Here is a 23064-nt window from a genome sequence, read left to right as displayed (position 1 = left end):
CATACAAAGCTAATTTGGTAGAGGTTCTGACTCAATCGCCTCGACAGTAACGGCCAATGTCGGGTGCTTTTTACTCGTACTTTCTGAAGGGTTCAGGCTGCCAAAATATCGCATGCGCTGAGCAACATCTGCATCATCCATATCAATACGCGAAGTTTGTTCTGCTGCTTCCAGATCACCGGCAAGAGTATAAGCCATCGCCAGCATCTGACGATGTGCGATAGTTGCTCTGGGTTCTTTTGAAACAGCATAGAGCAGTGTTATCGCCTCGTTGTGCTGTCCGGCATGTGCAAGGGACAGCCCGAGATTGCTGCGTAATGTCAAATTATCCGGATCCATCTCAAGCCCTTCCCGGTAATATTTCTGGGCTGTTTGCCGTTCTTCTTTTTTATCGTAAGCCACGCCCATAACATTCAGGAGCTTGCTGTCTTTTTCAATTGCCAAGCCCTCAGAGAACTGCTCAATCGCAAGATCAACCTGCCCCCGGCTGAGAAAAGAGACACCCAGGCCACGCTTGGCCTCAGTATTCTTCGGTTCAACAACCAATGCCTGTCGATAAGCCTGACCAGCAGCAAGATGTTCACCCTGCCTGATCAGAATCTCTCCTATCCGGATCATCGGCCTCGGGTTGGAGGGATCCAGTTCAAAAGCGCGTTGATAAAGACCAATCGCCGTTCTGATATCGCCTCTTTTATAGGTTTCTTCTGCAATATTATAGACTTCGGCTGTTGCTGGATCGACGTCATCTTCATGTGAAGTTACGGTGCTGCCCTCCTCGGGAGAAGCCCCCTTTTGAGTCATCTCCTTGAAAGCCAGGGAAATATCATTCATCACCGAGCAGCCGCTTAATGCCAGCATCGCGGAGCCAAGAAATATTGTCCGTTTAAAAGAACAGAGATCCATAAACATAGCCCCACTGGTACCAGAAAAGATAATTCGTACTACCTTAACGAGGATCCTGTTAAGTATTGGTTAAGCATCGGATATTATCAACACACGGATCTATGCTTGGGGCCACCATTATTTTTCTTGTGTAAATCCTATAGTTTCTCCTCGGGGAAAAAAGAAACTACCGACCAAATGCTTTAAATCATAGTCCGGATCTATTTCTGGTCTGGGTGCAATATCCCAGATCCACTGCACCCCTTGCGAGGTAAGTTCAATATCGTAAAGAGCATTGTCCCGAACGACCTGGTTCTTTTGTTTATTTACAGGAAAAAGGAGGCGCTCCAGATCCGTTACGAGCAACACTGACGCATTAAAACAGGGAAGCCAATCGAGGTGGCTGGTAATGACCTGCCGACAATAGTCGTCCAGTGCCGGATTTTCCTGTTCTCCAGCCTCCCCGGCAAGATGGTTTCTGATTTGAATGGGGAGCTGGGATAAAAGATTACAGGAAATAACCAGATCTGTGGAAACGAGAAGCTTTTCAGGAGGACGGGGCAGAGGAAACTGATCCCGTTTCACACCTGGCTTTAACGAAGTAATTCTGTTGGCAAGCCCCGTAACATCCTCTTCAACCAGATTCAAATTAGACGTTTTTTGTGCAAGTTTCCTCAAGGGCTTAAGAAAGACAACATCGACAAGAACAACCTGCCTGAATTCACGAAGCAGATAGTCCAGCGGAATATCATGCGCCGCCCCTGCTCCGAGAATGACTATTCGTTGACGTCCCTCGGTTGCCTCAACAGCTTTTTGAATCTCCAGCTTTGTTTTGGACAGATGTTCATGCCAGCTTTTTTGACATCTCCTGTAACGGGCATCGATGGCAATGGCTTCATGAAGGTAACCAAGACGTTTGAAATCTTTACGACACTCCGTAAAAAAATATTCAAACGCCTCGCGCAGCATTATTGCTGTTCCTCGAAGAAAATATCATCAAAGCATTTACGGATAATCACAACGATCGCCGATAGCCTGCATAAAACCACGTGCACCGGCTTTGAGTGTAAAGCGATATTCCGAGCCATTGACGACGACAGATTTATGTAAGGGTAATTCTCCGGAAACCTTCACCTGTTCTCCGCCAAGAAGCGTAAAGATAACATCAATTGGCTTCGCCGGATCATACCAGGCTTCAACTTTACCATCAGAACTATAAGCAGATTCACCCTGGGCGGTTATTGTCACACTGCCCCGCGCATAATCGATATTGTCATGAGCTCCTGTATAAAAGGGTGTATTGACAAAGAAACGCTTTTCAATCGGATCATTATCACAGCTTTGAGTTTTGGCCGCTGTGCTGATCAGAAATTTAATCCGGTCTAATGAAACACCATTTTCAAGCTTGTTATTAATTTCATTTACCAGAATTTTGATTTCCCCGGTCGGGACATCATTCTGATAACGGCTTTCCAGTTCCGCGGAAACCTGCTTTGTTTCTTCGAGCTCAAGATTAAGCTGATCACGCAGCCCCATTAACTCCTGAACAGTTTGATCAAGCTCTCTGTTTTTGTTCTGAAGCTTGCTGACTTCCTTGTTTGCAAGATCATTACCGATCAAATAGGAATACCATCCAGCAGCCCCGATCATTATCAGGGCAATAAGCCACTTGAGCAAAGTCCAGCGAAAAGTTTGGGAACGACGACGGCGGGTTTCACGCAGACCAAGAGACATCTAGATTTCTATCCATTTATTTAACGTTTTACTTCAAGTCTATTAACTGGGCAGTAAACAGACACAGGGCTTGATATACATTAACAAAACATGATGGCAACTTTAAATTACAGGCTTCTCTGTTCAAGTAAAATCCTAGAAATCCAGAGAGCTGAAACAAGTTGATAAGGACCACAGATTTATCATGATAACCAAGATGGAACGATACTGACTCGATTATCTTATCAGATAAAAAGAAAAATATGGGGTAGTTGTGACTATTCCGTGGCAGAATGCAAAGATACATAATTTTATATCTCTGTAATCACACCGAAAGCAGAAACAGATGTCCGATGAACAGATCAGGGACAAGGTTATTCAGGACCTGAAAAAACTTCGTAGTAAACTTGATCCCGAGGTGCTCAAGGAGGTTGAGCTGCGTATGAACGGACAGGTTCCATATGACAAGAAATCTGCCCGAAAAACCGTAGAGCTTTTCCTCAGAGACCGCCACGATCAGGGAGCTTTTGCCGAAAAAGTTCTCAAGGCACTGAAAGACAAGCCTGAATAGCAGGACCTGCCTGACAGCAACCTGTCGGTAAAAAGATCTTCACATCATATTAGAAACTGGTCATTGATATGCCATAAGGCTATAACGCCTTATTCGCAGGAGAGAAAAGTGACCAAAAATTCCCGAAACGTCGCGATTATTGGCGGTGGTCCGGCTGGACTGATGGCAGCAGACCAGCTTTTGTCACAGGGATATCAGGTAACATTATACGAAGCCAAACCTTCACTCGCCCGTAAATTTCAGCTGGCGGGTCGTGGGGGCCTTAACCTGACACATAGCGAGCCTCTTGAAGACTTTGTGAAAAAATATGGCGAGCATGCTGTTTTTTTTGAGCAGATTATCAAGAATCATTCCCCGGCAATGCTACAGGATTTTTGTAAAAATCTGGGTCAGGACACATTTGTCGGAACCAGTGGTCGTGTTTTTCCTGTCAAATTCAAGGCAACTGAATTGCTCCGGGCCTGGATCAATGATCTTGTAACCCGCGGTGTTATCTTGAAGTTGCGCCATCGGTGGTTGGGTTTTGGTCCCGGGCAAAGTATCTCTGTTGCCATTCCGGATGGCTCTGTAGAGCAATTCAGCCACGATGCTGTAATCCTTGCTCTTGGCGGCGGCAGTTGGCCAAGAATGGGATCAGATGGATCTTGGGTGGAAATTCTCAAATCGCACAACATCAGAGTTAATCCGCTCAAGGCAACCAACTGTGGTTTTGAGACAAACTGGCCCTCGTCCTTTTCGCCTGATCACTTTGGTAAGCCTCTAAAAAACATCGAAGTCTGCCTCGGAGATTGTCACGTAAAAGGGGAGATAATGATTGCGTCTTATGGCCTTGAGGGTGGGGCAATCTATGCCTTGAGCAAAGAGATAAGAACCCGGATTGAAGAAGAAAAAGTTGCCCAGATAACAATCGATCTGAAACCCTTGCTGTCTCTGGAGGGAATCACACAGAAACTTCTGGAGCGCAATATTTCCAGTTCTGTAGCTGCAGCTTTGAAACAGAGTTTAAAGATTCCTCCCCCCGCTCTTGCTCTCCTCAAGGCCTTTACGACAAAAGAAGAGTTTAACTCGCCCGCATTACTGGCGCAGAAAATCAAACGGCTTCCCATAAAACTTGCAAGACCTCGCCCCCTTGACCGAGCCATTTCAACAGCAGGTGGCGTTCCTTTCACAGAGTGTGATGAGCAGCTTATGCTGAAAGCTCTTCCTGGTGTTTTCCTCGCCGGTGAAATGCTGGACTGGGAGGCTCCAACAGGTGGCTATCTGCTGCAGGGCTGTTTTTCGATGGGTGTACATGTCGCAGCAGGCATAGATACATACCTGGCCACAAAAAAATGACCATAAAAAACCGGCCCCAAATCGATGGAGCCGGTTTCTCTCATTGATTGTATAAAACCAGAGATCAGCTCAGGTCACCCTGTACAGCTTTACACAGGATTGCAGCATATTCTGCAGCAGTAAACTGGATAGGATTTCCACCAGCAGATGGATCCTGGGTTGCAAGAACTCCGATTTCATCTGCGCGGTCAAGATCAATTCCGATTTCTTTCAGGGTATTCGGAATCTGCAGGGTTGACCGCAGATCAAGAACCCAATTCAGGAAAGCATCGAAAGTTGCACTCTCCAGATCCAGGCAACGCGCCAGATAGCCTGCACGCTCTTCAATAACAGAGCGGTTCGCAATCAGAACGTAAGGCATTAGCACAGCATTAAGCATCCCGTGGTGGGCGTCATAGATCCCGCCCAGAGGATGAGCGAGAGCATGCATACCGCCAAGACCTTTCTGGAAAGCCGTTGCACCCATGCTTGAGGCAATCATCATATCAGAACGGGCAACAAGGTCGCTTCCGTTCTGAACAGCCTGTACCAATGACTTCTGGATCAGCCGAATACCCTCAACTGCGATACCGTCTGCCATTGGGTGATACCCTGGCGCACAGAAAGCCTCCAGATTATGTGACAACGCATCCATACCTGTTGCAGCAGTCAACTTTGCAGGAAGGCCAACAGTCAGTTCTGGATCATCGATCACCACGGATGGCATCATTTTGGGATGGAAGATAATTTTCTTAAGGTGAGTTTCTTCCTGCGTGATAACCGAGGCTCGGCCAACTTCAGAACCTGTACCTGATGTTGTCGGAACAGCGATAATCGGTGCAATCTTGGAAGCATCAGCCCGTGCCCAGTTGTCACCAACATCCTCAAAGTCCCAGAGCGGGCGGCCCTGACCGACCATGAGAGCAACAGCTTTCGCTGCATCGAGACCGCTACCGCCACCAAAGGCGATCACGCCGTCGTGCTTGCCTGCCTTATAGAAGGCAACACCGTCATCAACGTTTTTACCAATCGGGTTTGGTTTGATTTCACTGAAGACACCACAGCCAAGACCATCAGCTTTACAACGGGCAACGAGATCAGTGACCATTGGTAAAGCAGCAAGTCCCGGGTCAGTAATCAGAAGCGGATTTTTCATGCCAAGGCCTTTACAGACAGAGGCAATCTCCTGGATCCGGCCAACACCAAAACGGACGGTGGTTGGATAATTCCAGTTCCCTTTCATATTCTCGATTTTATTGCTCACGGTTATTCTCCGTTTGAATTGGAAGGCGTTACGTTTTGTACGCATATTGTTCATAGACCGGACATACATATCCGATCGCAGATTTGTATGACAAAATCTGCGAGAACACCAATAAATAATCACCCGGGAAATCTCATCTGGTGCCGAAAAACACTTATCAAATCAGGATGTGACTGTGTCTTTCAGCACCAGATCGTGTCTGTGGCAAAAGCCACCACGGGTTATTGTTTGATTTTCTGCATTTCCGGATCATAAAGCGGTTTGAATTGAATAGAACAGCCAAACAGTTCGGTACCAACTTCCAGCTGATAGGAACCAGACTTCAAGTAAGCCATGTCGACACCATCCTTGCAGCGAACATACCCATAGCCAATGTTCTTCTCAACGGTGAAGCCATAACCGGCGGAGGTCAGCCACCCCACACGTTGGCCGTTGCGGTAAATCGTTTCCCGACCAAGCAATACCACATTCGGGTCATCCACCGTAAAACAGCACAACCGCTTTTTAACACCGTTTTTGATCTGCGCTTCCAAAGCACTGCGCCCCTTGAACGCCATGTCACCCTTCAACTTGCAGGCCCAGGACATACCTGCTTCAACCGGGGTATGATCAGGCCCGATGTCTGACGCCCAGGCACGATAGCCCTTTTCAAGTCGCAAGCTTTCAATCGCGCGATAGCCTGCATTACGCAAGCCAACTTCCTCACCAGCCTTGCTCAATGACTCAAAGACTGAAGCGGCAAACTCAGTTGGAATATGTAACTCCCAACCCAGTTCTCCGACATATGTCACCCGGAGTGCCATGACCGGAGCTCCGGCAATACCAATGGTCCGCATGGATCCAAAAGGAAAATTGTCATTATCCAGTTTATCTTCAGTGATTTTCTGCAACAGCTTTCGGGCATTGGGCCCCATAACTGAAAGTACAGCAAAGCCGGAAGTGACATCGACCAGGTGAGCATTCAGACCTTCTGGTATATTGCGTTTTATCCAGTCAAAATCATGGGTCGCATAACCGGTTCCCGTGACAATATAAAACGCGTCTTTCGCCAGTCGAACAACCGTGAGATCACACTCGACCCCTCCCCGGTCATTGAGCATCTGGGTATAAATCAGACTGCCTGTTTTTTTGCTGACATCATTGGCACAAATCCAGGAAAGGGCCTTCTCGGCATCAGGTCCGACGATTTTGAATTTCGCAAAAGAAGATTGGTCAAAAACCGTCACAGCTTCGCGTGTTGCTCTATGTTCTTCCCCGACATTTTCAAACCAGTTTTGCCGCTCGAAGCTATATATGTCCTTAGGCTCCTGCCTTTTTTTAGCAAACCAGTTTGGTCTTTCCCATCCCAGCTTTTCACCGAAACAGGCGCCCTGTTCTTTCAAGCGATCATAGAGAGGTGAACGACGGTTCGGCCGACCTGTTTTATGTTCTTCGAACGGCCAAGCCATGGTGTAATGCTTGCCATAGGCTTCCAGCGTCCGTTTCCGGACCCAATCCGTATCAAAATGAGCTTGTCCGAACCTGCGAATATCCGCAGGCCAGAGATCGTAGGGCGGCTCCCCATTCACGACCCATTCTGCCAGTGCCATACCTGCACCGCCCCCTGCTGCAATACCAAAAGCATTGAAACCTGCACCAACAAAATAGTTCTTCAATTCGGGAGCCTCACCCAGAATGAAATTTCCATCCGGAGTAAAACTCTCAGGCCCGTTGATCAATTCACGGACACCCGCGCTTTCCAGAGCCGGAACACGCCCCAGCGCCAGTTCCATCAACTGTTCGAAATGATCCCAGTTTGAATCCAGCAAGGAGAAGTGAAACTTCTCGGGGAATCCTTTAACTGCCCAGGGAATACCATTCGGCTCATAGCCTCCCATGACCAGCCCACCCACATCTTCTTTATAATAGGTCAGACGATCCGGGTCTCTCAGGGTTGGAAGATCCGGGGTAATACCTTCGATTTTCTCGGTAATCATGTACTGGTGCTCAACAGAAACAAGTGGCACGTTAACCCCGACTTTTTTTGCCTCTTGCCGCGCCCATTGCCCGCAGCAGTTCACGACTTTTTCGCAGGAAATACGGCCCTTATTCGTCAAGACACCTGTTATCTTTCCATCTTCAACCAGAACTTCCAGGACTTCGGTGTCTTCCATTATTGTCACCCCCTTCATTCTGGCTCCCTTGGCCAGAGAAAGGGTGATATCTGAAGGGTTTGCCTGTCCGTCTGTCGGTAGAAATGCTGCCCCGACAACATCATCAACATTCATCATTGGCCAAAGATCTTGCGCCTCCTTTGGCGTAAGAAGCTGCATGTCCAGTCCAAAGGAATGGGCTGTGGTTGCCTGACGTTTGACTTCTGTCCAACGTTCCTGATTACAGGCCAGGCGCAATCCGCCATTCATTTTCCAACCGGTCGCCTGCCCCGTTTCGGCTTCAAGGGTTTTATAGAGATCGACAGAATAACCAAGCAACTGGGTGATATTGGCATTCGATCGCAACTGGCCCACAAGTCCGGCGGCATGGAATGTCGTTCCAGAGGTTAACTTGCCCCGTTCAATCAAAACGGTATCGCTATATCCCATTTTCCCAAGGTGATAGGCCGTCGATGCCCCGACGATCCCTCCCCCGATAATGACAATTTTGGCATCAGATAGAAGCTCGGTCATTTTATTTACTCACTTTTTGGAAGGCAAGAAGCTGCTGTTTGAATTTCACCAGATTGTCTCTGGTGTATTGTCGAAAATCAAAATCGATATCTGAATGAACCTCGGAAACCATGCTCCAGAGGGTTTCCCTTAAGAGCGATGCACATTTCATTGCCGCATATTTCCGGTAAAGCTCATCAGTTACGGGCTGTTCAAAATACTGTTCAAGCAACCAGTTTTCACTGTCACTCCCCAGACCTGAATTGGATACCAGTCCTCCCAAATCAAACAGGGGTGAATTATATCCGGCATAGTCCCAGTCAATGAGCCAGAGACGCTTTCCATCATCCATGAAATTAGCGGCAAGAAGGTCATTATGGCCAAAAACCAGATCTATCTGTCCGACAGCAGTTTCCAACTCTGCCGCCATCTCCAGCAGCCATCCCAATTCACCTGCCCCATGAGGCTGGTGTTTTGCCCTTCTTAGAGTTGCCACGTAATCCCGGATGACATGAAACACCCAGAATACCAGGGCTGGCCCCCGGAAGTAATTGGGCAGCTCCCGATGTACCCGTTTGAGTAAAGGCAAGATCCGTTCAAGATTATGTTGCTGCCGGACTGCGACTTCATCGAAGCAGATGCCCTCGATAAAACGCATCACCAGAATTCCTTGCGAGTTAAAAACTACCTCGGGAGAAATTCCTGCTTCAAAAGCAGCATGACTGGCGGCCAATTCGTTAAAACGCATGACATGGTGGACGGGGATATCCTCGCCAAAGCGAACGACGTACTTCCCGCTCTGATCCTCAACCACATAATTGTGGTTGGTTATTCCTCCTCCGAGTGGTTGGGGATCCACTGCCCCCTTCCAACAGGGCAAACGGCGTATTTTATCCATACTATTGGTCATCGTATTTTATCCCAGCCCCAGGCATTTTCTGGCTTTTGCAGATCCCGCAGCAATCATCCGGTCAGCGATGATGGCGATGAAGGCAATCGCAAGACCCGCAACAATTCCGCGTCCGGTATCCGCCTTGGTCAGAGCAATATAAACTTCCTGACCAAGATCACGTGTCCCGACCAGCGCTGTAATAACCAGCATCGACAGCGCCAACATAATGGTTTGGTTAAGTCCAAGCAGAATTTCCGGGAGTGCCAGAGGTAGCTTGATTTTCCATAACAACTGACGTTTGGTACAACCAGAGGTGATACCTGCCTCGATCAGCGCAGGAGGGATTTGCTTTATTCCATGAACGGCGTAACGAACTGCCGGTGCTATGGCGTAAAGAACCACTGCAACCATGGCCGAGAAATCTCCAACCCTGAAAAGCATGACGACCGGGATCAGATAAACAAAGCTGGGAAGGGTTTGCAGGGTATCAATAATCACCTGAACAATCCGGCCAAGACGTTCATTCTCAGCAGCAAGAATTCCCAAGGGAACACCCAGCAGAGTTGCGATTACAACTGAAACACCGCAAAGATAGACCGTTATCATGGCTTTTTCCCACATCCCGGTCATGACAATGAAAAGACTGAGGCACAGGGTCAGAGCAACCAGTCGAATACCGCCAAGCTGCCATGACACAACACTCAGCAAAAATATGCTCCAGGCCCATGGCATCTTCAACAGGACCAGTTTTACCGGCACCATGAAATAGATCAGAACAACCGTCTTGTAGCTTTCCAGAACATCAAAGAATGTAATATTGATCCATTTTACGGCTTCGGCTAAGGATTCCCCGATCCCGATCTCGAGACTTTCCGGATAGCTTTGTACAGATGGCACAAACATTCCCAAAACGAATGTCCCTATCGTTACGGCAACGACTGTGGTTAACCAAGGGTGGTTCTGGACAAAAGAACCCGTTCTTTCGCGGTAGGTCGGGCTCCCGCGCTGTGAAAAAGCCTGACTAAGACGATCAAGGGCAATTGCCAAAACCACTATGGCAATTCCTGCTTCAAGACCGCCCCCCAGATCAAGGCGCCGGAGAGAGGAAAGCACATCATATCCCAGCCCGCCTGCACCAATCATTGATGCAATGATGACCATGTTGAGAGAGAGCATAATCACCTGATTTACACCGACCATCAATCCAGGCATGGCCGAAGGAACCAGGACCTTCCACATTAACTGGCGTCTGGTGCAGCCTGCCATATAGCCAAAATCAAGTATCTCGCCAGGAACCCCCTTAAGAGACATAATCGATATCCGGATCATCGGCGGCATGGCATAGATCACTGTTGCAATCATGGCAGCAACAGGACCAAAGCCAAACAGAAAGAGGATCGGCACAAGGTAAGCAAAAACCGGCACGGTCTGCATCAGGTCAAGGAGGGGAGAAATGCTTCTTTCAAAAGCTGGCCAGCGATAACCCGCAATACCAATTAACAGCCCTGCTGCAACACCAAAAGGCACAGCAATCACAATTGAAGCCAGCGTTATCATTGCACTGTCCCACTGTCCGAACACTGCCAGATAAAGAAAGCACCCCCCTACCAGTGCTGCCAGCTTCCAGTTCCTGGCGTAATAGCCCATGGCAACAACAACAGTGACAACCGAAAGCCAGGAAAGCGAAGGGAGGATCTGAACGGCTTGACTTCCCTGCCCCTCCAGAAATCCTGACGACAGCAGGCTCGTTGCAAACGAAAGCGGCCACTCCAGAAGTTCTGCAATCCCCCTGGTCATTTCCTTGAAGGTGAAAAGGCCGAAACTGGCGTCTACTGTCAGCCAATTCATGAAGTCGGAAATATAATCTTTAACAGGCCACTGCCATTTTCGTGGCAGGGAAAACATCCATTTTGGCAACAGCCCCTTGCCTTCTATATAAAAGAAGACGGATATGACAAAAGCACTAACCCAAAACCCTTTGATACCGATAAAATTCCGGATCTCGGGTTTAAAATTCCGAACAGCAAGGATCATGCTGTTACCTCGCGACCAACCAGAACATCCAGCACTCTCTTCCGGCTGATGAGTCCGATTGATTTACCCTCGGTGTCAACAACGGCAAAAGGTTTGCTCGATTGCTCAACTTTGTCGGCAATATCGGCAATTACCTCATTAAACTGAATATTTCCTGCCGTCTGAGCATTCTCATCAAAAGCTTCCTTAACCAGCCCGGCTGTCAAAACCTTGGCTCGAGGAATATGACGGGTAAATTCAGCCACATATTCGGTTGCCGGATTCATCACCAGTTCTGCCGGAGTCCCGATCTGGATAATCTTGCCATCTTTCATAATGGCAATGCGATCAGCCAGGCGAATGGCTTCGTCAAAGTCATGCGTGATAAAAACGATCGTCTTGTTGAGAACATTCTGCAGACGGATAAACTCGTCTTGCATCTCCCGCCTGATCAAAGGGTCCAATGCAGAAAAAGGCTCATCCAGAAACCAGAGTTCCGGTTCAACGGCAAGGGATCTTGCAATACCAACGCGCTGTTGCTGCCCCCCTGATAACTCACGGGGGAAATTGTTTTCTCTTCCCTTCAAGCCAACCAGTTCAATAACATTCCGGGCCTGTGCTTCGCGTTTTTTTAAAGGAACGCCCTGAACCTCAAGAGGAAACGCCACATTACCCAAAACAGTAAGATGGGGGAGCAGAGCGAAATTCTGGAAAACCATTCCCATCTTGTGGCGTCGGATCTCGATCATCTCCTTATCACTTGCTTTCAGGAGATCCTGACCTTCCAGAATAATCTCTCCACCAGTCGGTTCAATCAGACGTGAGAGACAACGCACCAGGGTTGATTTGCCAGAACCGGACAGCCCCATGATGACAAAGATTTCACCCGTGTAGATTTCAATATTTGCATCGCGAACACCACCAATAAGCCCAGCGGATTTCAGATCCTCCGACCCCGGTGCATTGTTATGTGTTTTGAGGAATGATTCAGCATTATGACCAAATATTTTCCACACGCCTTTGCAGGCCAACTTGACGGAAGAAGCCATCGAGAGGATCCATTTAATTACCGAAACGTGTCTTGTTCATGATTTAAAAGGGAACAGCATCAATCAGAACTCTGTTGAACTGTTCCCTGCATCACCCTATTGCCCGCTCCAGCCCTGCCAGCGGTCTTTATTGGCATCAACCCAACTGGCCACCACGGCGTCGATTTCCTTGCCGTTGAGATCAACTTCAATAATCATATCAGACATCTCGTCATTCGAGATGGTGAACCCCTGAATGGCTTTATAGGCACCTGGCCATTTGTCCTTCACACCGGACCAGGCCACTTTCCAGATCGGACCGGTCGGTTTGCCACAGTCATAGGCAGCATCAGGGTTGGAACCCCAGGATGGGTCCGTATAACATTCACTGGTATATTTGGGGAATTCGACCCACTCGCCCTCAAATTTTGCCGGGGCCCAATGTGGCGCATAAACCCACAGCAAAACTGGCGCTTTACGTTGGTAGGCTGATTCCAGCTCGGCGAAAAGAGCAGCATCTGTCCCGGCGTGCACAACCTCGAAATCCAGTTCCAGAGCTTCAACCCGTTCGTCATCAAAGCCACCCCAGGTAACAGGCCCCCCAAGGTACCGTCCTTTCGGAGCTGTTTCCGGCGTGGCGAAAGTCTCGGCACAATCGTTCAGGGCCTGCCAATCCGGCAACCCTGGACAGACGTCCTTCATATAGGAGGGATACCACCATTCCTCGATTGCCTGCATACCGGTTTCACCAAGATTCTCCACAGTGCCTGAGGCAACGGCCTCATCCATCGCTTCACGCCCGGTTGTCTCCCAGATTTCCATCGCGACATGCAGATCACCATTTTTCAATCCGGCGAACTGGGCAATGTAATCAGCCTGAACGTATTCGACATTATATCCTGTGCTCTGAAGAACACTGCCCATAATTTTTGTCGTCAAAAGCTGGCCAGTCCAGTCATGCAACGTCAATTTGATCGGATCATTGGATTCCACATCAGCCTGAGAAGCGGTTCCGTTGAGCGTAGAAAGTGCAAGGCTACCTAACAAGGCAACAGCAAAACGAGATGTCTTGTTCATAGATATTTCCTCCCTGAGGATTATTTTGAGGATTATTTTGTTTTTGGCATTTGATCGCACCATATTTCCATGGCAGAAACGATATCAACAAATACCCACGAAAGTCAACACATATCCAACAAAATCATTGCAACAAGGACCGCACCCGCAAAGATTGTGGCAATCACTGAAGGCAAGCCATAACAACACGACAATTTAGTCGTGCAAGATATATGAAAAGGAAAAGAAAAGCAGAAGCCTGGGATGTTTCTGAGAGGTTATCGGTACGAAAAAACTAATCTCTTTGCTCAACCATCATCGCCGGGACTGTTTGCTAGCGGGCTATAATAACCTTGACCTCTGCTTCTCGCAAACAACGAGACAATGCTTCGTCCGGTTCAGCATCTGTAATCAGCAAGTCAATCCCCTCTAACGGGCCGATCTTTACCAATCTGGCGCGATTGAACTTGCTTTTATCAGCCACAACAATCGTTTTTTGCGCCTGCGCCATTACCGTACGGGAAAACTCAGCTTCGGCCAGATGATCAACCATCAAACCGCGAACAGGATCAATTCCACCAAGAGACAACACGGCATACTTCACATCGAATTGCTCGACGAATGAAATTGCTGACGGGCCAAAAGCTGCAGCATCATCCGCGCGCAGCTCTCCCCCTGCAATATAGACACGATTGCCATTCCGGGTAGCCAAAGCCCGCGCGGTTTCTACAGAATTGGTAACGACAAGCAGATTGGAGTGCTCTCTCAAGGCATGAGCAGCAAAAGCAGTTGTGCTCCCTGTATCAAAGATCAGAGAATCCCCGTCGTGAATGATTTTGGACAGAGCCTGACCAATTCTTTTTTTGGCCTCCTGATTTTCAACCATTCGCCGTTGAAAAGGTGCTTCATGCTCCTCGTCTGGCACGATAATGCCGCCGTGGACTTTTTCAATTAATCCAGATGACACCATCGGCTTTACATCTCGACGGATAGTCTCATCCGAAACAGAAAACTGTTCAGCCAATTCAAGAATGGTACAAAGCCCCCTGCTTCGCACAGCTCTCAGTATTTCTTTTTGTCGTGTGGTTGGATGCATGAAATCCACAAATCTCCAAATTCAATACCTAGGAATAAGATACTTTCGACAAGAAATCAAATACTGCTCTGGCTGAACGGGCCGCTTATTCCTGTTTATTCATATGCTTTTTTATTCTGGTTGTCGGTTCTGCCTCCAGCGGATCATCCGGCCAATAGTGCCGGGGATAACGTCCTTTCATATCTTTTTTCACTTCGTGGTAAGAATTCTGCCAAAACCCTGTCAGGTCGCTTGTTACCTGAAGGGGACGTCGAGCCGGAGAAAGCAGATGTAAAACCAGTGGTACCCTTTTCCCCATAATTGCGGGTGTTTCTGACAGCCCGAACATTTCCTGGAGACGAACCTCCAGCACTGGCATTTCCGGATTTTCATAATTAATCCGATGGGTCTGTCCGCTCGGCACTCGATAACGCTCGGGAGCCTCCCGCTCCAGATACTGGTTTTCCTGCCACGACAATTGCGACAGAAGAATCTGTTTCAAGTCGAGCTTTACCAGTTGAGAGAGCGAAGTGATATTTTCAAGATATGGCGCCAGCCACTGCTCCAGTTCGCGAAGCAGAGCGGGTTCTCCCCAGTCAGGCCAAAGATCTTCTCCTTCAAAATGACGAAGGCAGGCCATTCTCTGGCAAAGCTGGGCAAAGGAGTCTCCCGGCTCAAGCAAAGCCAGCCCTTGCCTGGTGATCCTGCCCAACAGCTCCGCAACGACAACATTTGGTTCCAGCTGTTTTATCCGCTGCGCGGAAAGGACCAGGGCTCCCAGATTATCTCTCAACTCTCCTTGCAGCTGTGTCTGCTGTTCGTTCCACCGTACCACTCGTTCACTGACAATATTTTCCTGGTGCAGATCCCGGATCTGCCCTTCACTCAAGGCTGCAGCCAGATAGATTTTTGCATTAGCCCCCATCCCCCCGAGGTGGGCGATGGTAAGGTAGAGTTCCGTCGCCAGACGGTCCAGTTCATCAAGCTCCGCCCCCTTTCCTCCAGAAAGTTTATACCGTCCAGATGAAGCAGGACGCAGCTGGGCAATTCGATCTGGATAAGCAAGTGACAAAATAGCCCCAGCCATCCCTAACTCTACAGGACTGTTTTCCTTCACCCTGACTAGGCGGGCGTATTGCCCTGCGGACATTCTGACTCTTTTCAGGCGTGAGCGATCAACGTGATACCCCTTGCCATGATCAACACCAAGCAGCACCTCTAGACGCAAAACGAGGTCTGCTGCTGTTCCCGAAGTGCCTGCTTTGAAGATATCTCGCTCATCCAGTAACGCCGCCAGAAGGCAGGCAAGCCACCCCTGACCCAAGGCTCTGGCCCGAAGGAGCATATGGGCGAAGCGGGGATGAAGAGGCAGAAGCGCCATTTCCCTGCCTTGGGATGTGATCCGGCTTTCTTGATCTAACGCCCCCAGTTTCTGAAGCAACTCTGTAGCCTGTTGCCAGGCTGCCCGTGGTGGCGCATCACACCAGTTAAGCGTTTCAGGCCCTGAAGTCCCCCAATTCTGAACCTCAAGGACGAGGGAACAGAGATCTGCTTCAAGTATTTCCGGTGTACTGTGTTGAGAAAGAGAACCGTTTTGGGATTCCGGCCACAGACGATAACAGACGCCAGGTTCAATACGCCCTGCCCGTCCGGCCCTTTGGTCTGCCGAAGCTTTCGAGACCCGAAGGGTTTCAAGGCGCGTCATCGCACTTGAAGGATCAAATCGTGGACTGCGCATATAACCGCAGTCAATGATAACCCTTACCCCGTCAATCGTCAGGCTGGTTTCTGCAATTGCAGTCGCGAGTACAATTTTCCTGCGTCCCGCCATCGAGGGAGAAATAGCCCGACGCTGATCCTCCAGCGACAGATCTCCAAACAAGGGAAAGAGATCAACATCGGCAGGCAGGTTCGCTTGCCTCAACTGTTCGACCACAGAACTGATTTCACCCACTCCAGGCAGGAATACCAGGAAACTGCCACTTTCTTGCGGGAGAACTTCAACAATTTTGTCTGCAACAGCAAAGGCAATTGAACGACGTGGCGTTTCCTCTCCGTATACCAGCTGTACCGGGAAGCTCTTCCCCTCGCTGGTCAGGATCGGTACCTCTCCCATAATCCGGGATACTTTTTTCCCGTCCAGGGTTGCCGACATAACCAGCAGTCGCAAATCGTCTCGCAAGGCCGATTGTACTTCCAGACAGAGCGCCAGACCCAGATCAGCCTGCAGGCTCCGTTCGTGAAATTCATCAAAGACCACAAGGCCGATACCCGGTAATTCAGGATCCTTTTGAAGCAGACGCGTTAAAACCCCTTCCGTAACAACCTCAATCCGGGTTTGGGGACCTACCCTGCTTTCATGCCGTATTCTATAGCCAACCGTTTCCCCAAGTTTTTCACCAAGAATTTCAGCCATCCGGGCCGCAGCAGACCGCGCAGCAAGTCTTCTTGGTTCCAGAACGATAATTTTTTGACCAGCAAGCCAGTCAACATCCAGAAGCCCCAGTGGTACACCCGTCGTTTTCCCTGCTCCGGGCGGGGCCTGTAACACAAGGGAAGGCTGTTGCTGCAAAGAAGCAATAATTTCAGGCAGAAGAGGATCGATGGGCAAGCTTGTCATCTGTGCGTTATATCATCACAGTAAAAACAACATCCAGATGAATAGTGCTCCCGTTGAACAAAGCACTTAAAAACTGGTCCCGCTGGTCCCGCTATACCTACACCCTACGGCACCTAGCCCCGAGTCACGTTACAGTTAACCCGTCCGTCCGCCTTGCATTGAAACCTTTGTATCGCCTCGTCCCCCTTCAGGCGGACTTCTTCCGCAATGCATTTTGACCAGTTATCCAGATTTTCCAGATAATAGTTCACTTCACGTTTGCAGTTGTCGTAATCCTCGGAATCAGAAAACTGGATCTCGATATATTGTTTGGTACACACCGGGGGCGTATAGCTTGGCTTCTTGCAATCAGCTATGGCTGGGGCAGACAAAAACATGCCTCCGGCTAAAGTCACAAAGAAGAGGGTGGATAATGATTTTCTGGTCATATTTTGATCTCAAGCTACAGCGATTGCCTTACAGCACAATAAAATGCACCTGTATTCCTGTTTTCCAGAAATAGCCTGAAAGAGTAAAATAAACTCTAATATACTCTGATCAAAAGAGATTATTTTAAAACAGAAAAGGCAGGCTGGAGATCACCAGCCTGCCTTTTGGATAGTATGAAACAGATCAATTCATTTACCCGGCCCCGGTTTATTTCCCGCCAGGTTTTTCACTAAAGAATTTTTCGTATTTCCCGCTTACACCGTTAAATTCGTCAGCATCAGAAGGCGCTTCGCCCTTTTCTGTTATATTTGGCCAGATCTCGGCAAACTTTGTGTTCATCTCCAGCCATTTTTCTGCTTCAGGGTCCGTATCCGGTAAAATTGCCTCCGCCGGGCATTCCGGCTCGCAGACACCACAATCGATACATTCATCAGGATGAATGACGAGGGTATTTTCCCCTTCGTAGAAGCAGTCAACCGGACAGACTTCAACACAGTCCATATATTTGCATTTGATACAGTTATCCGTCACGACATAGGTCATAACACACTCCTATTGATGTCCCGTATTAATCCAGACCTGCATTGATCTGGAGCGGACACCTGATCTTCCTGAACACCCTTTCAGGATGCCTCGTCGTAGCCCAGTTCCTTGTGACTATCGAGTAATCTGCGGCGCAAGGAGGAAGCTGTTTTCTCCCCGTCAGCTGCCGGCTGGTAATACACATTCACATCAGCCGTTTTATTGCGGCTCATGGACTTTAATGCTGTTTCACTGGTCACTTCAAAAGCATCAAACCCGCAGCGGCGCATCAACTGGATCTGGTCAAACAAGACATTCCCGACAGCCCGAAGCTCACCCTTAAAGCCATAACGTTCACGCAATATCCGCGCATAGGAATAGGCCCGGCCATCGCCAAAGGAAGGAAAATTCAGGGCAATCAGTGACAGTTGCAATAAATCCTGTTCAATCAGTTCTGGTGACTGATCACTTTCCAGGCGAAGACCGACAAATCGTCCGGCCGAGAAGAGTTTGTCTTTTTCCGACTGCCAACGGGCCAGAGAAACCACGACATCACCCGTGTCTGGCAGCGCATCTTCATCAGCAAGAAAAATCCAGCTATCTGTTACCTGAAGTCCATCTTTAATGAGTGCCATATCACCCTCTTCTTTCATTTCGTGGCCCACTTGACGGCCACCTTCTATTTCAGCCCAACGGCTTGTATGTTATTCCTGAACAGTCCGAGCAGCTGCATCACCGATGAAGTGAATACCGCATTCTGTCTTGTCCTGATTCTTCCATCGACCACTGCGCGGGTCATCGCCAGGGGCCACCTTGTCGGTACAAGGCATACAGCCAACTGATGGGTACCCATCAGCCTCCAGGGGGTGACGTGGCAGATTATGGCGGTCGAAATAGGATGTAATCTCGTCCCGCTCCCAATAGGCCAATGGATTAATCTTGATCCTTGTTCCTTCTGCCTCAACCATTTCCAGTCGGGCCCGGGTCACAGCCTGAAAACGTTTGCGACCGGAGATCCAGGCCGAAAGTCCATCGAGGGCTCTGTTCATCGGCTCGACCTTACGCACCCAGCAGCACATATCCGTGTCTTTGGTCCAGAGAATCCCGTCCGGGTCTTTGCCGGCAAGCCTGTCCGGATCGGGCAAGATCTGTCGCACATCTGTTAGCCCCAAGAATTCTGTCAACTGCCGGCGATATCTTTGTGTTTCGCCAAACAGCTTGCCCGTATCCATAAAAATTACCGGGGTCGACGGATTTACCTGCGCCACCAGATGCAGAAGAATGGCAGACTCTGTTCCAAAAGAGGAAACCAGCGCAACTTCCCCTTTGAATTCATCTTCGATGAGGCGAACCAGAGCATCATGTGTCGACAGGTTTTTTACTGCTTCAAGCAGCTCTGTCGCGCGGGATCTGGTTGTCTCAAGCCGTTCTTTCGCATTGGGCTCCAAAGGCAACACTGCAGAAGCACTAGGCATATAACCTCTCCTTGAAAGGTGCCAGACCAACCCGGTTATAGGCATCAAGGAAGCTTTCCTCTTTGCCATTCCGGATCTCGAGGTAAGTGTTCACCACGGTTTCCACCGCATCGACGATGTTGTCGTAGGAGAAGGAAGGGCCAACAATTTTGCCGATTGCGGCATTCTCGTTCGCATTGCCGCCAAGAGTGATCTGGTAGTACTCTTCTCCCTTACGATCCACACCGAGAATACCGATATGACCGACGTGGTGATGTCCACAGGCGTTGATGCAACCTGAAATTTTCAGTTTGAGTTCGCCGATATCAAACTGACGTTCAATGTCGGAAAACCGCTTGCTGATAGCCTGGGCCACAGGAATGGAACGGGCATTGGCCAGGGCACAATAGTCCAGGCCAGGGCAAGCAATCATATCCGAGATCAGGCCAAGGTTGGCAGTAGCAAGTCCTGCTGCACTCAAGGTACTGTACACTTCGAACAGATCATCAAGCTTTACATGGGGCAGAACCAGATTCTGCTCATGTGTCGCTCTGATTTCATCAAAACTGTATTTCTCGGCAAGATCTGCAACGACTTCCATCTGGCTATCGGTGATATCGCCAGGTGCTTCACCTTCCGGCTTCAGCGAAATATTGGCAATGGCATAACCCGCCTGGCGATGCGCCACAACATTGGCCTTGACCCAGTTGGCAAAACCCCGATCCTCAAAGCGCTTTACTTCAAACAGGCGCGACGTTGCATCAAGTTTTTCCCAGGCCGGAGCCGCGAAGTAATCATTGATCCGCTCAACCTCTTCCAGTGGAAGTTTCAGGGCACTGTCCTTGATCCGTTCCCACTCAGCTTCAATCAGGCCCCGCAGTTCTTCAATGCCGGTTTCATGAACCAGAATTTTAATACGCGCCTTGTATTTGTTATCCCGGCGTCCAAGCTGGTTATAAACCCGCAAAATGGCTTCAAGGTAACTCAGCAGATGTTCCTTCGGCAGGAAGTCACGCACCGCTTTGGCGATCATCGGGGTGCGTCCTTGTCCACCACCGACATGAACTTCGAAACCAACTTTACCTTCAGCGTTCTTCTTGATTGCAAGACCAATATCGTGAACACGGATCGCAGCCCGGTCAGTGGTCGCACCTGTTACCGCAACCTTGAATTTACGCGGCAGGAAAGTGAATTCAGGGTGCAACGAGGACCACTGACGAATGATTTCGCAATAGACCCGAGGATCTTCGATTTCATCGGCGGCAGCGCCAGCATACTGGTCAGAAGTCGTGTTTCTGATGCAGTTACCGCTGGTCTGGATCGCGTGCATCTCAACGTCAGCCAGTTCCTCCAGAATGGTCGGGATATCTTTCAGTACTGGCCAGTTATACTGCACGTTCTGCCGCGTGGTAAAATGGGCATAACCCTTATCATATTTGCGGGCAATATGGGCCATCTTCCGCATCTGAGCAGAATTGAAGGTACCATAGGGGATGGCAACACGCAGCATATAGGCATGCAGTTGCAGATACAGGCCGTTCATCAGACGCAGAGGCTTGAACTCGTCTTCGGTCAGGTCTCCGGCAATACGGCGCTCTACCTGATCACGAAACTGTTCGACGCGCTGCTGTACGAAGTCGGAATCAAATTCATCATAACGATACATGTTTTCTACTCCTTACCGCGCCTGCTTGCCCAGGTCATAACGGACTGTAGGCCCTTTGGCCCTGATCTCTTCCTTGACGGACAGTGTGTGAATGCCAGAAGCATCGCGTTTGACCTTCATCAGATAGGCCCCGACAATCTTCTGGCTGGCTTCAGCTGTTTTTGCAGCAGCCAGAAGGCTTGCCTCGCCGTCAGCATCTTCAACAGTCATTGCCCCGGATACATTCTCGATCCATTCGGCGTTCTCGCCGAAATAGACCACTTCGCCATCCAGCAGGCGGTTCGCTGTTATAATCTGTAGTGCCATCGTTTTTCTCTCCTCGACGTCGCGGCTCAAAGCCTGGCGACAGCCACTTCTCTCTCGCTGGAGGAAGCCTTGTTATTTTCAAGATATTCAGTCGCAAACTGGCGCAGGTCCTGTTGACGGGCAAACGCGGCCACCGAGCCGATAACAATCAAGGCCGGCCCCGTAATCGCGCTGTTTTCTGTCAGCTCTCCCAAACCGGAGAGTTTTCCAGGAAGCACCCGTTGATCTGGTCGAGTACCGTTTTCGATGATTGCAACCGGCGTTTCACCCGAAAGGCCGTTCAACATCAGCTTGGCTGAAATATTGTTTGCCTTGGAAACACCCATATAGAAAACCAGTGTCTGCCGGGAATTGGCCAATCCGCTCCAGTCTGCTTCGGCAATGCCATCGCCATTCTGTCCGGCAACAAATGTCACCATCGATGCATGGTCCCGATGTGTCAGAGGTACAGCCGCAGCTGCGGCACAGCCAATTGCAGCTGTAATACCAGGGACGATATCGACTTCGATCCCAGCAGCTTGCAAAACTTCCATTTCCTCGCCACCACGGCCAAAGACAAAGGGATCGCCGCCCTTCAACCTGACCACACGCAGACCTTTACTGGCCTCTTGCACCAGAATGTCGTTGATTTCGTCCTGGGTCTTGCTGTGGTTCCCCGGTCCTTTGCCAACATAGATCCTGTCGGCATCCCGGCGGACATAATCCAGGATCTCATCACTGATCAGGCGATCATAGACCACGACATCAGCCTGCTGCATAAAGCGCATGGCCCGAAATGTCAGAAGATCCGGATCTCCAGGACCAGCCCCAACAATTGCAACATGGCCAGCAGCGTTCTTTTCTTTCCAGTTCAGGTTTATCAGGCCAAGCATCCGTTCCCGGGCAAAAACCTCACGGCCTGCAAGAACGGATTCCGCAACAGGGCCATCAAAAAAGTTTTCCCAGAACCTGCGGCGATCACCGCCACTGGTGATCGTGCCTTTTACGGCTCCGCGAAAGCTATCAGCAAAAGAGGCAAGACGCCCCAGTGCAGGCGGCAAGAGTCCCTCAATCTTTTCGCGGAGATTCCGCGCCAGGATCGGGGCGGATCCACCACTGGATATACCAATTACAATTGGGGACCGGTCAACAATCGCCGGCATAATAAAATCTGAAAGCTCTGGTCGATCCACCGCATTCACCTTGACACCACGCTGACGCGCAGCCTGGCTAACAGCTGTATCGACTTCTTCAATATCCGTCGCGGCAAAAACCAGGGACGCACCGTTCAGATCTTCGTCCTTGAACTTCCGTTCCTGATAACCGACAACGCCCTGCTCGACCAGTTCAAGAATTTCTGTGCAAGCGGAGGGAGCAATCACGGTAACAGCTGCTTCTGCTTTTCTCAGCAGGCGCAATTTTCTGGTCGCGAGTTCTCCCCCGCCAACCAGAATGACCCTCTGCCCCTTCAGGGACAGGAAAATCGGAAAGTGATCCATAGTACCCTCTCACACATTCAACACAAAAATATGGTGTTATTTTTTCTATACCACATCATGTCACTGGTAAATAAATGACACGTTTCCAGAAAAATACAAGAGGGCGTGATAAAAAATTATTTATTTACACATATAT

General features: G+C 49.4%; 20 protein-coding genes. 2 read left to right on the top strand and 18 right to left on the bottom strand.

Going from position 1 to position 23064, the window contains the following annotated elements; translation table 11 throughout:
• Nucleotides 1–9 precede the first annotated feature (9 nt).
• The 3 genes from O4H49_RS14165 to O4H49_RS14155 form a co-directional block, all read right to left on the bottom strand.
• Nucleotides 10–903 carry a tetratricopeptide repeat protein gene (locus tag O4H49_RS14165; RefSeq protein WP_269424100.1) on the bottom strand — a complete coding sequence of 298 codons (894 nt, stop codon included), beginning with the start codon at nt 901–903 and terminating at the stop codon, nt 10–12.
• Nucleotides 904–1020: 117 nt separating this feature from the next.
• Entirely contained in the window at nt 1021–1851 is an 831-nt protein-coding gene (locus tag O4H49_RS14160) for a hypothetical protein (RefSeq protein ID WP_269424099.1), read from the bottom strand.
• A gap of 36 nt (nt 1852–1887) precedes the next feature.
• Nucleotides 1888–2616, bottom strand: a complete 729-nt coding sequence (locus O4H49_RS14155) for a hypothetical protein (protein ID WP_269424098.1) — start codon at nt 2614–2616, stop codon at nt 1888–1890.
• A 325-nt stretch (nt 2617–2941) separates the two neighbouring features.
• Here O4H49_RS14155 and O4H49_RS14150 point away from each other — a divergent pair, with 325 nt between their 5' ends.
• Together O4H49_RS14150 and O4H49_RS14145 are read left to right on the top strand one after the other, a co-directional pair.
• Nucleotides 2942–3166 carry a hypothetical protein gene (locus O4H49_RS14150; RefSeq protein WP_020593584.1) on the top strand — a complete coding sequence of 75 codons (225 nt, stop codon included), beginning with the start codon at nt 2942–2944 and terminating at the stop codon, nt 3164–3166.
• Nucleotides 3167–3274: 108 nt separating this feature from the next.
• Complete coding sequence (locus O4H49_RS14145; RefSeq protein WP_269424097.1) at nt 3275–4501, top strand: TIGR03862 family flavoprotein; 1227 nt, start codon at nt 3275–3277, stop codon at nt 4499–4501.
• 64 nt (nt 4502–4565) lie between these two features.
• On the opposite strand, the gene O4H49_RS14140 is transcribed toward O4H49_RS14145, so the two are convergent.
• The 15 genes from O4H49_RS14140 to cysG all read right to left on the bottom strand — a co-directional run bounded on the left by O4H49_RS14140 (nt 4566) and on the right by cysG (nt 22928).
• Nucleotides 4566–5744 (bottom strand): iron-containing alcohol dehydrogenase, encoded by a 1179-nt coding sequence (locus tag O4H49_RS14140; RefSeq protein ID WP_269424096.1) that lies wholly within the window; start codon nt 5742–5744, stop codon nt 4566–4568.
• Nucleotides 5745–5965: 221 nt separating this feature from the next.
• The gene (locus O4H49_RS14135) at nt 5966–8410 is read right to left on the bottom strand and encodes a GcvT family protein (RefSeq protein WP_269424095.1); all 2445 of its coding nucleotides are present in this window, start codon (nt 8408–8410) and stop codon (nt 5966–5968) included.
• 1 nt (nt 8411) lies between these two features.
• Nucleotides 8412–9299, bottom strand: a complete 888-nt coding sequence (locus tag O4H49_RS14130) for a choline kinase family protein (RefSeq protein ID WP_269424094.1) — start codon at nt 9297–9299, stop codon at nt 8412–8414.
• 6 nt (nt 9300–9305) lie between these two features.
• Nucleotides 9306–11315, bottom strand: a complete 2010-nt coding sequence (locus O4H49_RS14125; protein WP_269424093.1) for an ABC transporter permease — start codon at nt 11313–11315, stop codon at nt 9306–9308.
• On the bottom strand, nt 11312–12343 hold the full coding sequence (locus tag O4H49_RS14120) for a quaternary amine ABC transporter ATP-binding protein (protein WP_269424092.1): 1032 nt from the start codon (nt 12341–12343) through the stop codon (nt 11312–11314). Before O4H49_RS14120 ends, O4H49_RS14125 begins: the two co-directional genes overlap by 4 nt.
• 96 nt (nt 12344–12439) lie before the next feature.
• Nucleotides 12440–13399: an ABC transporter substrate-binding protein gene (locus O4H49_RS14115; RefSeq protein ID WP_269424091.1), complete on the bottom strand. Its 960-nt coding sequence runs from the start codon at nt 13397–13399 to the stop codon at nt 12440–12442.
• 313 nt (nt 13400–13712) lie between these two features.
• The gene (locus O4H49_RS14110) at nt 13713–14474 is read right to left on the bottom strand and encodes a DeoR/GlpR family DNA-binding transcription regulator (RefSeq protein ID WP_269424090.1); all 762 of its coding nucleotides are present in this window, start codon (nt 14472–14474) and stop codon (nt 13713–13715) included.
• 85 nt (nt 14475–14559) lie between these two features.
• Nucleotides 14560–17073, bottom strand: coding sequence for an ATP-dependent helicase HrpB (gene hrpB / locus O4H49_RS14105; protein ID WP_269424089.1), 2514 nt, complete (start codon nt 17071–17073; stop codon nt 14560–14562).
• Nucleotides 17074–17186: 113 nt separating this feature from the next.
• Nucleotides 17187–17450 carry a hypothetical protein gene (locus tag O4H49_RS14100; RefSeq protein WP_269424088.1) on the bottom strand — a complete coding sequence of 88 codons (264 nt, stop codon included), beginning with the start codon at nt 17448–17450 and terminating at the stop codon, nt 17187–17189.
• A gap of 259 nt (nt 17451–17709) precedes the next feature.
• The gene (gene fdxA, locus O4H49_RS14095; RefSeq protein WP_269424087.1) at nt 17710–18045 is read right to left on the bottom strand and encodes a ferredoxin FdxA; all 336 of its coding nucleotides are present in this window, start codon (nt 18043–18045) and stop codon (nt 17710–17712) included.
• Nucleotides 18046–18125: 80 nt separating this feature from the next.
• Entirely contained in the window at nt 18126–18659 is a 534-nt protein-coding gene (locus tag O4H49_RS14090) for a DUF934 domain-containing protein (RefSeq protein ID WP_269424086.1), read from the bottom strand.
• Nucleotides 18660–18728: 69 nt separating this feature from the next.
• A complete protein-coding gene (locus tag O4H49_RS14085) occupies nt 18729–19499 on the bottom strand; it encodes a phosphoadenylyl-sulfate reductase (protein WP_269424085.1) in 771 nt (256 codons plus the stop codon).
• On the bottom strand, nt 19492–21144 hold the full coding sequence (locus O4H49_RS14080) for a nitrite/sulfite reductase (RefSeq protein WP_269424084.1): 1653 nt from the start codon (nt 21142–21144) through the stop codon (nt 19492–19494). Before O4H49_RS14080 ends, O4H49_RS14085 begins: the two co-directional genes overlap by 8 nt.
• Nucleotides 21145–21156: 12 nt before the next feature.
• A complete protein-coding gene (locus tag O4H49_RS14075; RefSeq protein WP_269424083.1) occupies nt 21157–21450 on the bottom strand; it encodes a DUF2849 domain-containing protein in 294 nt (97 codons plus the stop codon).
• Between the two features lie 26 nt (nt 21451–21476).
• Nucleotides 21477–22928, bottom strand: coding sequence for a siroheme synthase CysG (cysG, locus tag O4H49_RS14070; RefSeq protein ID WP_269424082.1), 1452 nt, complete (start codon nt 22926–22928; stop codon nt 21477–21479).
• Nucleotides 22929–23064: the final 136 nt, after the last annotated feature.

This window comes from Kiloniella laminariae (assembly GCF_027214005.1).
Taxonomy (GTDB): Bacteria; Pseudomonadota; Alphaproteobacteria; order Kiloniellales; family Kiloniellaceae; genus Kiloniella; species Kiloniella laminariae_A.
This window is presented reverse-complemented; position numbering and strand designations above follow the sequence as displayed.

Bases quoted from the DNA above. Each gene is read 5' to 3' on its own strand.
- O4H49_RS14160 (WP_269424099.1), bottom strand. From the start codon at position 1,851: ATGCTGCGCGAGGCGTTTGAATATTTTTTTACGGAGTGTCGTAAAGAT.
- cysG (WP_269424082.1), bottom strand. From the start codon at position 22,928: ATGGATCACTTTCCGATTTTCCTGTCCCTGAAGGGGCAGAGGGTCATT.
- O4H49_RS14090 (WP_269424086.1), bottom strand. From the start codon at position 18,659: ATGGCACTCATTAAAGATGGACTTCAGGTAACAGATAGCTGGATTTTT.
- O4H49_RS14130 (WP_269424094.1), bottom strand. From the start codon at position 9,299: ATGACCAATAGTATGGATAAAATACGCCGTTTGCCCTGTTGGAAGGGG.
- fdxA (WP_269424087.1), bottom strand. From the start codon at position 18,045: ATGACCTATGTCGTGACGGATAACTGTATCAAATGCAAATATATGGAC.
- hrpB (WP_269424089.1), bottom strand. From the start codon at position 17,073: ATGACAAGCTTGCCCATCGATCCTCTTCTGCCTGAAATTATTGCTTCT.
- O4H49_RS14165 (WP_269424100.1), bottom strand. From the start codon at position 903: ATGGATCTCTGTTCTTTTAAACGGACAATATTTCTTGGCTCCGCGATG.
- O4H49_RS14155 (WP_269424098.1), bottom strand. From the start codon at position 2,616: ATGTCTCTTGGTCTGCGTGAAACCCGCCGTCGTCGTTCCCAAACTTTT.
- O4H49_RS14085 (WP_269424085.1), bottom strand. From the start codon at position 19,499: ATGCCTAGTGCTTCTGCAGTGTTGCCTTTGGAGCCCAATGCGAAAGAA.
- O4H49_RS14120 (WP_269424092.1), bottom strand. From the start codon at position 12,343: ATGGCTTCTTCCGTCAAGTTGGCCTGCAAAGGCGTGTGGAAAATATTT.
- O4H49_RS14110 (WP_269424090.1), bottom strand. From the start codon at position 14,474: ATGCATCCAACCACACGACAAAAAGAAATACTGAGAGCTGTGCGAAGC.
- O4H49_RS14075 (WP_269424083.1), bottom strand. From the start codon at position 21,450: ATGGCACTACAGATTATAACAGCGAACCGCCTGCTGGATGGCGAAGTG.
- O4H49_RS14115 (WP_269424091.1), bottom strand. From the start codon at position 13,399: ATGAACAAGACATCTCGTTTTGCTGTTGCCTTGTTAGGTAGCCTTGCA.
- O4H49_RS14100 (WP_269424088.1), bottom strand. From the start codon at position 17,450: ATGTTTTTGTCTGCCCCAGCCATAGCTGATTGCAAGAAGCCAAGCTAT.
- O4H49_RS14135 (WP_269424095.1), bottom strand. From the start codon at position 8,410: ATGACCGAGCTTCTATCTGATGCCAAAATTGTCATTATCGGGGGAGGG.
- O4H49_RS14080 (WP_269424084.1), bottom strand. From the start codon at position 21,144: ATGTATCGTTATGATGAATTTGATTCCGACTTCGTACAGCAGCGCGTC.
- O4H49_RS14125 (WP_269424093.1), bottom strand. From the start codon at position 11,315: ATGATCCTTGCTGTTCGGAATTTTAAACCCGAGATCCGGAATTTTATC.
- O4H49_RS14150 (WP_020593584.1), top strand. From the start codon at position 2,942: ATGTCCGATGAACAGATCAGGGACAAGGTTATTCAGGACCTGAAAAAA.